Source organism: Brevundimonas sp. (assembly GCF_032107865.1).
In the GTDB taxonomy this organism is placed as follows: domain Bacteria; phylum Pseudomonadota; class Alphaproteobacteria; order Caulobacterales; family Caulobacteraceae; genus Brevundimonas.
The window spans coordinates 1-11,200 of record NZ_DAMCNG010000079.1; the positions used below are offsets into that span (position 1 = coordinate 1).

Sequence of the window (11,200 nt, forward strand, 5' to 3'; positions counted from 1 at the left end):
GGCCGAGCGGTCTTCGCGGATAGAACACTCAACCAGTTGCGCGCCGGTCAGCAGGTCGCCAGCTCCATCGCGCCAAACGGCCCAGCCCAACCGACCCTGCCCCCCAGCGAGGCCCCGCCGCCGCCCGCGCCCGAGGTGCGACGCGAGCAGCTGGCCGCCATTCCCGAAGGCATCGCGGTGTTGAGCCAACCGGGCAAGTTCACGCTGGACGTCTCGACCGAATACACGCGCTCCAGCTCCAACCGCCTGGTGTTCCGCGGCATCGAGATCGTGCCCGGCGTGCAGATCGGGGTGATCGAGGCCAATGAGGCCGATCGCGACACCGGCGTCGTCACCCTGGCCGGGAAATACGGCATCGGGTCACGCATGGAGGCGGAACTGCGCGTGCCCTATGTCTGGCGCAACGACACCATCACCACCGTGCAGCAGCGCGATGAGGCGGTGACGCGCACCATCGACCTGAGCGGCGACGGCGTCGGCGACGTCGAGGCGGCCCTGCGCTATCAGATCAACGGCGGCGAGCGCGGTCGCCCCATCTTCATCGCCGGCTTGAGGGTCAAGAGCGACACGGGCGAAGGCCCCTTCGACATCGATCGCGACGAGTTCGGCATCGCCACACGCCTGGCGACCGGGTCGGGCTTCTGGGGCGTCGAGCCCAGCATCAGCTTCCTGTACCCCAGCGACCCAGCGGTCATTTTCGGCAGCCTGAGCTACTTCGCCCACCTGCCGCGCGACATCAACAAGACCGAGGGCGAGATCCGCATCGGCGAGGTCGATCCGGGCGACGCCATCGGCCTGTCGATCGGTTTCGGCTTCTCGCTGAACCCGCGCTTCTCCTTCTCGCTGGGCTATAAGCACAACTACATTCGGCCGACGAAGAGCGAGTTGAACAACATCACCGAAGAGTCCGACGAACTTCAGGTCGGCGCCTTGCAGTTCGGCATGTCCTACCTGCTGAACGACCGCTACAGCCTGAACGGCAATTTCGAATTCGGCGTGACCGAGGATGCGCCGGACATGCGCTTCATCCTGCGCCTGCCGATCGTCTTCTGACATGAAGAAGGGGCCGCCCGACGGCGGCCCCTGTAAGGATCGAGCTCTGCGCGGCTAGAAGCCGCCCAGGCTCCTGAGTCCGGCCCAGTCGATATCGCGGGCGATGTTCGATCCGTAGTTGTGCATCTGGCTGTTGGTCTGGATCGTCCCCAGGTCAGGCAGGACCAGGTTCAGCTCCATATCCTGGCGGATGTTGCGATTGTCGGCGTTGTTGATGATCAGGTTCTGCAACTGGCTGGTCGTGATGTTGTGCATGATCGCCGTCGCGCCCGAGCCATCCACCACCGCCACCCCGCCGGTGTTGCTCAATCCGCTCAGGTCGATGCCGCCCGCCACCAGGCTGGCCATGGCGCCCGCCAGATCGGCGACGCCGGGGACGCTGTGCTGAACCTGCTGGCTTACAGGGCCGCTCGGCGTCCAGGTTAGTTGCGTCTGCAGGGCCAGCTGGTCGTTCACATAGGAGCGGACCACGACGCCGAAGCCGAAGGTGAAGCCGCCCGCCGTCATGAAGCCGCCTCGCGCCTCGGACATGTCCGCGTCCGTCATGACCTGGGGCCCGCTCATCGCCACGACAGGCGGCGCAGCCGGCGCTGACGCCGGCGGCGGGATCGCGAAAGGCTCCAGCGAGGCGTCGCCGACAAGCTCGGCCGCGAAGGCGATGGATTCGGCCGAGACCGGCGCCGCGAGACTGACCGGCGCCAGACAGGCCATGACGAGCAGAATTGAACGCGCGCGTCTCATGGTCGTCACCTCAGATAGGGATCGAGGGAGAAACGTGTCGTCACTTGATATAGCGGCGGCAACTCCCGCGTCAGTTCCGCCAAGGACATGGGTTGAAGCGCTTGCCCCGGTCGCGACCGGTTCCAGACGCGCCACTCTTCGGCGTCGTTGAAGGTGTCCGCCGGCTGACGGACGACGAAAGCGACCCCGTTCCACATCTCGGTGAACTGGTCGCGCGAATAGATCTTCAGTCCCAGGGCCGGGTCGCCGACCAGGACATGGCCCGCGTCATCGCCCTTGAAGACCACGAAATGCTTGTAGCCGGCCGTGTCGATCATCACGATGGCCGGGGCGTTCATCTCGATCAGCTCGTCCAGGCTGAGCCGGAAGCCGTCGGCGGGATAGCCGCGCGCGTCGAGGTACCGCTTCATGTCCAGCAAGGAGAAGCCGACACGGCGAATGGTCTCCTGATCGCCGTCGGCGAACATGGCGCGGAACACCTGCGCCTCTCCGACGTCACGGCCGTAGTGGTGACGCAGAAGGGTGGCCAGGGCCGCCGACCCGCAGCTGAAGTCATACTGCTGGCGCACCACGGTGCGGAACGGCAGGTCGCGATAGCTGACCACCTTCACCCGGCTGGCGGCCGGACCGTTGTTCAGAAGAATCTCGGCCTGGGCCGAAGCCGCAGTCAGGGCCGGCAGCCCCGCCACGGCGGCCAGCCCCAGGTTGAGCAGAAGCCGGGCGGACGAGCGTGTCACGGGTTCGGAGCCGTCGTCACGATATTGATCGTGATCGCGCCTTGCAGATTATTGTTGTTGCCGCTGTTCATGACGAAATTGCCGATGCCGTTGAAGCCGGAAAAGGCATTGGCGTCGATGCGCATGCCGCCCGTCGTCACCGTATTGGCGTTGACGCTGTTGCCGCTGTTGGTCGCCTGCAGCAGTTGATCGCTGGCGATAACGACCGACGACGCGCCCTGGCGGCCGTGCAGCGCATCCAGTTCATCAACCGCCAGCGACCGCGGCCCCGTGGCGACGGTTAAAGCATCGGCGGCGGCCGGAGCGATAATGATGAAAGGCGGAGGGGGCGTCGGCGGAGAGGCCGAATTCGGATCGGCCGCCCCCAGCAACGCCAGGGTCGACAGAATGCTGAGCATGGTTCCCTCCCAGGAAAGAAGGTCGGCGGCCGGAGAACCGGCCGCCGAAGAACGAAGGCCTAGTTGCCGCCGCCGTTGCCGAAGGTGACGTTGGCGTTGGCGCTGATCGCCGTGGCCGCCTGACCAACCGAAGCCAGGCCGGTGTTGTTGCTCACCGTCTGGATGCCGGCGAAGCCTGCGAAGGCGCCGCCGCTCTGGTTGATGTCGCCGGTACGGATCCGGCCGTTTTGCGGGCCTTGGCCGTCTTCCGACATGTCGAAGCTCAGATCGCTGACGTTAGCGCTGAGTTCCTGCATGTTCAGGGAGACGCGGATGTCGCCGATGTTGGTGGAGTTGTCGTTGCCCGAGTCATTCACCGAATTGTCGTTGAAGGAGTCAGAGACCCCCACTTCCAGGTTGGTGTTGACCGAGTTGTCCATGTTGGTCGAAGCATCGGTGTTGAACGAGTCGGAGATGCCGACTTCGGTGTTCGTCGAATTGTCCGAGTTGTCGTTGAACGAATCCGAGACGCCCAACTCCAGATTGGTGTTGGTGGAGTTGTCCGAATTGTCGTTCAGCGAGTCCGAGATGCCCACGTCCAGATCGGTGGAGTTGTCCGAGTTGTCGTTGAACGAATCCGCGACGCCCAGATCCACATCGGTGCTGTTGCCGCCGCTGTTATAGGAATCGGTCGCCGTGGTGTTGCCGCCGACCGGACCGTTCGGGCCGTTCGAGGACTGAGCCTGAGCCATGCCCGCAAAAGCCAGAGCCCCAGCCAGGACCGCAGCAGACGTCATTAGTTTGGCACGCATTTCCTTGCCTCCAATCAAAGGTGATTAAGGAGGCTCCTCCACCTCCGAAGGCCGAAATCGTCGGATGACACGGGTCGTTCCCCTTAAGAGAACCCCTGATTTTCCTCGATAATTCGTACACCCCAGCCATCTTGCGGGAGGAGATTCGATCAAATGGAGTGGAGCCATACGATCAGGACGCACTGCATCCTGTCATTTGATCAAAGGGTCACCCAGAATAAAGTTGGCGAAGTCATGACTTTTTTAAGGCGAAGACGCCGTGATGGTTCGAGGCGCTCGCTCAACGGCTCCCGTGGCGCAATCGCTCCGGCCGTGCTACGCGCGCCGAACCATGACGACGCCCCCCATTGAACGCATCCGCAACTTTTCGGTGGTCGCCCACATCGACCACGGCAAGTCGACCCTGTCCGACCGCCTGATCCAGTTCACGGGCGGCCTGACCGCGCGCGAAATGTCGGAACAGGTTCTTGATAACATGGACATCGAGAAGGAGCGCGGCATCACCATCAAGGCGCAGACCGTGCGCCTGAACTACAAGGCCAAGGACGGGCACGACTATGTCCTGAACCTGATGGACACGCCGGGCCACGTCGACTTCGCCTATGAGGTGTCGCGTTCGCTGGCCGCCTGTGAGGGCTCGATCCTGGTGGTGGACGCCTCGCAAGGCGTCGAGGCCCAGACCCTGGCCAACGTCTATCAGGCCATCGACAACAACCACGAGATCGTCCCGGTCCTGAACAAGATCGACCTGCCCGCCGCCGAGCCGGACCGGGTTCGCGCGCAGATCGAGGACGTCATCGGCATCGACGCCTCGGAAGCGGTCATGTGTTCGGCCAAGTCCGGCATCGGCATCGAGGACGTGCTGGAGGCCATCGTCGCGCGCCTGCCCGCGCCCAAGGGCGACATCAACGCCCCGCTGAAGGCCATGCTGGTCGATGCCTGGTACGACCCCTACCTGGGCGTGGTGCTGCTGGTGCGCGTGTTCGACGGCGTGCTGAAGGCCGGCATGCGCGTGAAGATGATGCAAACCGGCTCGTCCCACCTGGTCGACCGCGTCGGCGTCTTCCTGCCCAAGAACACCCCCGTGGACCAACTCGGCCCCGGCGAGGTCGGCTTCATCACCGCCCAGATCAAGGAAGTCGCCCACGCCGCCGTCGGCGACACCATCACCGACGAGAAGAAGCCCACGGCCGAAGCGCTGAAGGGGTTCAAGGACGTGCAGTCGGTGGTCTTCTGCGGCCTGTTCCCGGTCGACGCCGCCGATTTCGAAGACCTGCGCGCCGCCATCGGCAAGCTGCGCCTGAACGACGCCAGCTTCACCTATGAGATGGAGTCCTCGGCGGCCCTGGGCTTCGGCTTCCGCTGCGGCTTCCTGGGCCTGCTGCACCTGGAGATCATCCAGGAGCGCCTGAGCCGCGAGTTCAACCTGGACCTGATCGCGACGGCCCCCTCGGTCGTCTACAAGATCGGCCTGCGCGACGGGACCGAGATGGACCTGCACAACCCGGCCGACCTGCCCGACGTCATGCAGATCGAGACGATCAGCGAGCCTTGGATCAAGGCCACCATCCTGACCCCCGACGAATACCTCGGCGGCGTGATTAAGCTGTGCCAGGACCGTCGCGGCAGCCAGATCGAGCTGTCCTACGTCGGCAGTCGCGCCCTGGTGGTCTATGAACTGCCGCTGAACGAAGTGGTGTTCGACTTCTACGACCGCCTGAAGTCGATCTCGAAGGGCTACGCCTCGTTCGACTATGAGATCACCGACTACAAGGTCGGCGACCTGGTGAAGATGTCGATCCTGGTCAACGCCGAGCCGGTGGACGCCCTCAGCATGCTGGTTCACCGCGCCCGCGCCGAGACGCGCGGCCGCGGCATGGTGGAGAAGATGAAGGAGCTGATCCCTCCGCACATGTTCACCATCCCGATCCAGGCGGCCATCGGCGGCAAGATCATCGCCCGCGAAACCGTCCGCGCCCTGCGCAAGGACGTGACCAGCAAGTGCTACGGCGGCGACGCCACCCGCAAGAAGAAGCTGCTGGAGAAGCAGAAGGCCGGCAAGAAGCGCATGCGTCAGTTCGGCAAGGTGGAGATCCCGCAGGAAGCCTTCATCGCCGCGCTGAAGATGGATGAGGATTGAGGAAAGAGCCCCCTTCCAGCTTTGAGCAAGCCCGGCGACGGGCCGCTTTCAGCCTATACAGCAGCCCGCTGAATCGCCTCGTACTCGCCGAATGGCCTCAACTGATCAGCGAGCGCCCGCTTGAACGCAGGGCGGGCCTCGGCGCGTGCGACGTAAGCGGCTAGCGCAGGGAAGCTGGCGACGATGTCCGTGTGACGCAGATCCCGCAGCACGTGCGCCATCAGGATGTCCGCCGCACTGAAGCGGTCGTTGGCGAACCATCGCCGATCCCCCAATGCGTTCTGCAAGTCGCTCAACCGCCCGCGCAAGGCGGCCTCAACCTCTGGTCGGCGCTCCTTCGCCCAAGCCTTGTCGGCGTTGAAAAAATCGATCCCGGCCAGTTCGGCGACAAGAGGTTCGACGCTGTTCATGGCGGCGAAGAGCCATGTCGTGACCATCGCACGTCCGGCGAGATCATCAGGCATGAGCTCAGACGAATTCTGCGCGATCCACAAAACAATGGCTCCGCTCTCAAACATCTGCACCTTGCCGTCGCTGTAAGCGGGAACCTGGCCGAAAGGCTGCAGGGATCGGTATGCGGGCGTTGACTGATCTTCAAACCCAATCAGCCGATCATCATACCCGAGGCCCGCCTCTTCCAGCGCCCAGCGGACGCGGATGTCGCGGACTGAACCCTGGGCGAAGTCAGGCACCCACTTGAAAGCCGTGACCTGGATCATGGGATGCTCCTTCAGCTTGTCCGGACGCTTTAGACGTCGTCGCCACGCATTGACATAAAGTTTGATATCAACATAATTTTAGTCATGTCAAATCCGCCGCCCCCCTTTTCTCAGACACTACATATTCGAGATCATTGCCTTTGCTTGCACGCCCAGCGCGCTGCGCGGGCCCTGTCCCGACGGTTCGACGAAGCGTTTCGACCTTATGGGATCACCAGCGGCCAGTTCTCGCTGATGAACGGGCTGAACAGGCCCGAACCGCCGACGATCGGCGCCGTGGCTGAACTGCTGGCGATGGACCGCTCAACCGTGACCGCGAATTTGAAACCGCTGGAGCGGGCTGGCCTAATCACCATAGCGGTAGACGAGAAAGACCGGCGCGGGCGGCGGGTTGCCTTGACCAACGCTGGCCGAAACGCGCTCGGCAAGGCGACGCCGATCTGGATCCAGGAACATGCGGCCCTTGAGGACGAGATCGGCGACGGCGACGCGCTAAGGGCGTTGCTGAATCTTGCCGCAACTTAGAAATCAGGTCTGGAGCTGGCCGAGCGCGCCGTCGATGATGAAGAATCTTTCATCTAGCAATGTGTCGCGTTGCGGCGGCGGCGCGCGTGGTTAAGGTCCGCCCCAACATGATCCGTTGGGAACTGACATCACCATGCGCCTTGCCGCCTCTTCCGTCGCGCTCGCCGCCCTGCTGGCCGTGAGCACGCCCGTTCTCGCCGCGCCTGCGGCCGCCGCCTCTTCTGCAACGACCACCCAGGCCGAGCCTCTGCGCGGGGCGCCGGTCTCCGAGCTGATCGCTCGCGTCGACATTCCGTGGAAGCGCTTCCAGCTCGACAACGGCCTGACCGTGCTGGTGCACGAGGACCGCAAGGCCCCCGTCGTGGCGGTGTCGGTCTGGTACAATGTCGGATCGAAGGACGAGCCGAAGGGCTCGACCGGCTTTGCGCACCTATTCGAGCATCTGATGTTCGGCGGGTCGGAGAACTCGCCCTCCAGCCACATCCAGACGATGAATGCGGCGGGCGCGACCAGCCTGAACGGCACGACCTGGTTCGACCGCACCAACTACTTCCAGACGGTGCCGACCCCGGCGCTGGACTACACCCTGTATCTGGAATCCGATCGCATGGGCTATCTGCTGGGGCAGGTCAGCCAGGAGGTCTTGGATCTGCAGCGCGGCGTCGTTCAGAACGAGAAGCGCCAGGGCGACAACCAGCCCTACGGCATGACCTATTACGCCACGCTGGAAGCCCTGTTCCCCGAGGGGCACCCCTATCGCCACTCGACCATCGGTTCGATGGCCGACCTGGACTCGGCCAGTATGGAGACGGTGCGCGACTGGTTCCGTGAGAACTACGGCCCGAACAACGCCGTCCTGGTTCTGTCGGGCGACATCGACGAGGCGAAGGCCCGCGAACTGACCGAGAGATACTTCGGCGCCATCGCGCGCGGCCCGGTCAACACCCCGGCGGCGGCCCCCGTGCCGACCCTGGCGGCGCCGGTCGAACAGGTGCTGCACGACCGCGTGGCCCAGACCCGCATCAGCCGCACCTGGGCCGTGCCGGGCCTGGGCGATCCGGACTCGGTGCCGCTGAGCGTCGGCGCCTCGGTGCTGGGCGGGCTGGCCAGCTCGCGCCTGGACAATGTGCTGGTGCGCGACGAACAGACGGCCTCCAGCGTCTCGGCGGGCAACCAGACCTTCCAGCGCCTGGGGATGTTCAGCTATTCCGCCATGGTCAAGCCGGGCGCAGACGCCGACGCCGTGGCCCAGCGCATGGACGCCGTGCTGGCCGACCTGATCGCCAACGGCCCGACCCAGGACGAGATCAACCGCGTGGTGACGCGCTACGCCTCGCAGCGCATCCAGGGACTGGAGACCGCCAACGGCAAGGCCTCGGTCCTGGCCGAGGGGCAGCTGTATTCGAACGATCCCGACTTCTACAAGAAGGAGCTGGCGGCCTATGCGGCGGTGACCCCAGCACAGGTCCAGGCGGCGATGCAGAAATGGCTGAGCCGCCCCGTCTATAGCCAGATCGTCGTGCCGGGCGAGCGCGAAGCCTATGCCGAGGCCGCGGCAGCCCCCTCGGGCGCGACGCCGGTCCCGGCCGAGCCGATCCAGCGCGTGGCCCGCGACGCCGCCCCGGCCATCGGCCAGGTGTCCAACGTCGACTTCCCGGCGGTCGAACGCGCCGCCCTGTCGAACGGGATCGAGGTGGTCTACGCCCGTTCGACCACCGTGCCGGTGACGCGCGTGGCGCTGGAGTTCGACGCCGGGGTGGCGGCCGACCGCGCCGACCGCCTGGGCGCCCACACCCTGATGCTGAGCATCATGCAGGAAGGCACGACGACGCGCGATTCCAAGGCCCTGGCCGAGGCGCAGGAACGTCTGGGCGCCAGCGTCTCCGTCGGCTCGTCGATGGACCGCACGATCGCCAGCCTGTCAGCGGTGACGACCAATCTGCAGCCGTCGCTGGCCCTGCTGTCGGACGTGGTGCGCAACCCGGCCTTCGCCCCGGCCGAGATCGAACGCCTGCGCGCCACGCGCCTGGCCGGCCTGGCCAATGAGAAGACCCTGCCCGCCGCCATCGCCGGTCGCGCCCTGCCGCCGCTGATCTATGGCGAAGGCCACCCTTACGGCCGTTCGTTCGGCGGTTCGGGCGACGAGGCGGTGATCCGCAGCGTGTCGCGCGACGACCTGGCGGCCGAGCACGCCCGCTGGATTCGTCCGGACAACGCCCAGCTGTTCGTGGTGTCGGACCTTTCGCTGGCCGAGCTGAAGCCGCAGCTGGAGGCCGCTTTCGGCAACTGGCGCGCTCCGGCCGCGGCCAAGGGCGTGAAGGCCTTCGACGCCGCCCTGCCCCAGACCTCGGCGCGCGTGGTGTTGATCGACCGGCCGCAGTCGCCGCAGTCGCTGATCTACGGCGGCCAGGTGCTGCCGGTGTCGGGCACGGACGACATCCTGACCCTGACCACGGCTAATACGGTGCTGGGCACGGACTTCCTGTCGCGCATCAATGCGGATCTGCGCGAGACCAAGGGCTGGTCCTACGGCGTACGCGGCACGATCAGCCAGCTGGAGAACCGCGCGCCCTATATCGTCAACGCCCCGGTCCAGGCCGACCGCACGGGCGAGTCGATTGCCGCCCTGGTCAGCCAGTACGACCGCTTCCTGGGCGCGGACGGCGTGACGGCGCCGGAGCGCGAGCGCACCGTCCTGGGCCGCACGCGCGCCCTGTCGGGCAGCTATGAGACCTCGTATCAGGTGCTGGGCGCCCTGCAGTCCAACGCCCTGTACGGCCGTGCGGACGACTATCCCGAGACCCTGGCGGGCCGCATCAACGCCCTGACCGCGCAGGAAATGGACGCCGCCGCCCGCGCCGCCATCAAGCCGTCCAGCTTCGTCTGGGTGGTGGTCGGCGACGCCTCGGTCGTCAAACCGCAACTGGACGCCCTGGGCCTGCCGGTCGAGGTGCGCGCCGCCGAGGCGCCGAAGCCGGCCCAGTAAGCCGCTTCGTTCAAACTGAAATGAGACGGCCGGCGAGGGCGACCTCGCCGGCCGTTTTCATTCTATCGCTTTCTGAAGCGAGCGGCGTCGGCGGCCAGGTCTGCGCCCCAGTCCGTGGTCGGGTGATCGGCCTCGGCGTGGAACGGCAGTTCGCCGGCGACGCCGCGGATCGCCAGGGCCAGGGGCAAGGCGTAGTGGGCCATGAGGCGCAGCGGCTTGCGACGCTTGTCCATGACGTCCCAGCCCAGGGCCTCGAAGGCCTCAACCAGATCGGCGCCCGACAGGCGGTGGATGTCGTCCCAGTCTTCGGGCAGGGCGACCGCCTCGGCGGCGTCGCCGGTCAGGCCGAACAGAGCGCTGGTCAGGGCGTCGATCTCGGGGAACTCGTCGCGGGCGTCGGGATCGGCGTAGCGCGGCTTCATCAGCGCCTTCAGTTCCAGATCATCGACGCCGGACAGGTCGATCAGGCGGCGAAGCGTAGCTTGGGTCATGACGCGCTGTAGCATGCCCGATCGTCGGAGGCAGCCGCAGTTGACCGCGCCCGCCAGGGGATCGAGGCTGGCGCTTCGGACGACGTCCCCACGAACACGAGGCCTTCTTCATGCCGACCGACGCCCTGAACGCCACCGCCCGCGCCCCGCGCCTGGCCGTGCTGATCGACGGCGAGAACGCCTCGGCCCGGATCGCGGAGGCGCTGTTCACGGAGATCGCTACGCTGGGCGAGGCCTCGGCGCGGCGCATCTACGGCGACGCGGCCAGTCCGGCGCTGCGGAGCTGGATCGACGTCCTGCCGCGCTGGGCGATTCAGTGGCAGCAGAATTTCCAGAACACCAAGGGCAAGAACTCGGGCGACATCGCCCTGGTCATCGACGCGATGGACCTGCTGCACTCGGGCCGGTTCGACGGCTTCTGCCTGGTGTCGTCGGACAGCGACTTCACCCGGCTGGCGGCGCGCATTCGTGAACAGGGCGTGCCGGTCTATGGCTTTGGCGAGCGCAAGACGCCCGAGAGCTTCCGCCAGGCCTGCACCCGCTTCATCTACACCGAGAACCTGACCGGCAGGGCCGCCGCCGAGGCGGGCGCGGACGCGGCGCCCCCGGCCGAGCGCAA

The 11,200-nt window shown here is 65.8% G+C and carries 11 protein-coding genes; 5 read left to right on the plus strand and 6 right to left on the minus strand.

Translation table 11 applies throughout. The features are described 5' to 3' along the window. Positions 1-1,053: transporter (locus tag RT567_RS08505; RefSeq protein ID WP_313575752.1), on the plus strand; the 1,053-nt coding region annotated here is incomplete at its 5' end. Positions 1,054-1,107: 54 nt separating this feature from the next. Here RT567_RS08505 and RT567_RS08510 read toward each other — a convergent pair. From RT567_RS08510 to RT567_RS08525, 4 genes are read right to left on the minus strand one after another with little or no spacing between them, the layout of a single operon-like run. Beyond that, entirely contained in the window at positions 1,108-1,794 is a 687-nt protein-coding gene (locus RT567_RS08510; protein ID WP_313575754.1) for a hypothetical protein, read from the minus strand. A 5-nt stretch (positions 1,795-1,799) separates the two neighbouring features. Continuing rightward, positions 1,800-2,531 carry a C39 family peptidase gene (locus RT567_RS08515; RefSeq protein ID WP_313575756.1) on the minus strand — a complete coding sequence of 244 codons (732 nt, stop codon included), beginning with the start codon at positions 2,529-2,531 and terminating at the stop codon, positions 1,800-1,802. Beyond that, positions 2,528-2,929: a hypothetical protein gene (locus RT567_RS08520; protein ID WP_313575758.1), complete on the minus strand. Its 402-nt coding sequence runs from the start codon at positions 2,927-2,929 to the stop codon at positions 2,528-2,530. The genes RT567_RS08515 and RT567_RS08520 overlap by 4 nt, the downstream gene beginning before the upstream one ends. A 59-nt stretch (positions 2,930-2,988) precedes the next feature. Next, the gene (locus tag RT567_RS08525; RefSeq protein WP_313575759.1) at positions 2,989-3,720 is read right to left on the minus strand and encodes a hypothetical protein; all 732 of its coding nucleotides are present in this window, start codon (positions 3,718-3,720) and stop codon (positions 2,989-2,991) included. 331 nt (positions 3,721-4,051) lie between these two features. Here RT567_RS08525 and lepA point away from each other — a divergent pair, with 331 nt between their 5' ends. Then, the gene (gene lepA / locus RT567_RS08530) at positions 4,052-5,860 is read left to right on the plus strand and encodes a translation elongation factor 4 (RefSeq protein ID WP_313575761.1); all 1,809 of its coding nucleotides are present in this window, start codon (positions 4,052-4,054) and stop codon (positions 5,858-5,860) included. Between the two features lie 53 nt (positions 5,861-5,913). On the opposite strand, the gene RT567_RS08535 is transcribed toward lepA, so the two are convergent. After that, positions 5,914-6,579, minus strand: a complete 666-nt coding sequence (locus tag RT567_RS08535) for a glutathione S-transferase family protein (protein ID WP_313575763.1) — start codon at positions 6,577-6,579, stop codon at positions 5,914-5,916. A gap of 144 nt (positions 6,580-6,723) precedes the next feature. Between RT567_RS08535 and RT567_RS08540 the strand changes: the two genes are divergently transcribed. After that, entirely contained in the window at positions 6,724-7,104 is a 381-nt protein-coding gene (locus tag RT567_RS08540) for a MarR family winged helix-turn-helix transcriptional regulator (RefSeq protein ID WP_313575765.1), read from the plus strand. 133 nt (positions 7,105-7,237) lie between these two features. Then, the gene (locus RT567_RS08545; RefSeq protein WP_313575766.1) at positions 7,238-10,090 is read left to right on the plus strand and encodes a pitrilysin family protein; all 2,853 of its coding nucleotides are present in this window, start codon (positions 7,238-7,240) and stop codon (positions 10,088-10,090) included. Positions 10,091-10,152: 62 nt separating this feature from the next. Here the strand turns inward: RT567_RS08545 and RT567_RS08550 are convergent, their stop codons facing one another. Next, positions 10,153-10,581 (minus strand): hypothetical protein, encoded by a 429-nt coding sequence (locus RT567_RS08550; protein ID WP_313575768.1) that lies wholly within the window; start codon positions 10,579-10,581, stop codon positions 10,153-10,155. A 110-nt stretch (positions 10,582-10,691) separates the two neighbouring features. On the opposite strand from RT567_RS08550, the gene RT567_RS08555 reads away from it, so the two are divergent. Then, positions 10,692-11,200, plus strand: a 509-nt coding sequence (locus RT567_RS08555; protein ID WP_313575770.1) for an NYN domain-containing protein, incomplete at its 3' end; no start/stop codon positions are given.

Coding starts and splice junctions, on each gene's coding strand:
- RT567_RS08510 (WP_313575754.1), bottom strand. CDS start 1,794: ATGAGACGCGCGCGTTCAATTCTGCTCGTCATGGCCTGTCTGGCGCCG.
- RT567_RS08520 (WP_313575758.1), bottom strand. CDS start 2,929: ATGCTCAGCATTCTGTCGACCCTGGCGTTGCTGGGGGCGGCCGATCCG.
- RT567_RS08525 (WP_313575759.1), bottom strand. CDS start 3,720: ATGCGTGCCAAACTAATGACGTCTGCTGCGGTCCTGGCTGGGGCTCTG.
- lepA (WP_313575761.1), top strand. CDS start 4,052: ATGACGACGCCCCCCATTGAACGCATCCGCAACTTTTCGGTGGTCGCC.
- RT567_RS08535 (WP_313575763.1), bottom strand. CDS start 6,579: ATGATCCAGGTCACGGCTTTCAAGTGGGTGCCTGACTTCGCCCAGGGT.
- RT567_RS08545 (WP_313575766.1), top strand. CDS start 7,238: ATGCGCCTTGCCGCCTCTTCCGTCGCGCTCGCCGCCCTGCTGGCCGTG.
- RT567_RS08550 (WP_313575768.1), bottom strand. CDS start 10,581: ATGACCCAAGCTACGCTTCGCCGCCTGATCGACCTGTCCGGCGTCGAT.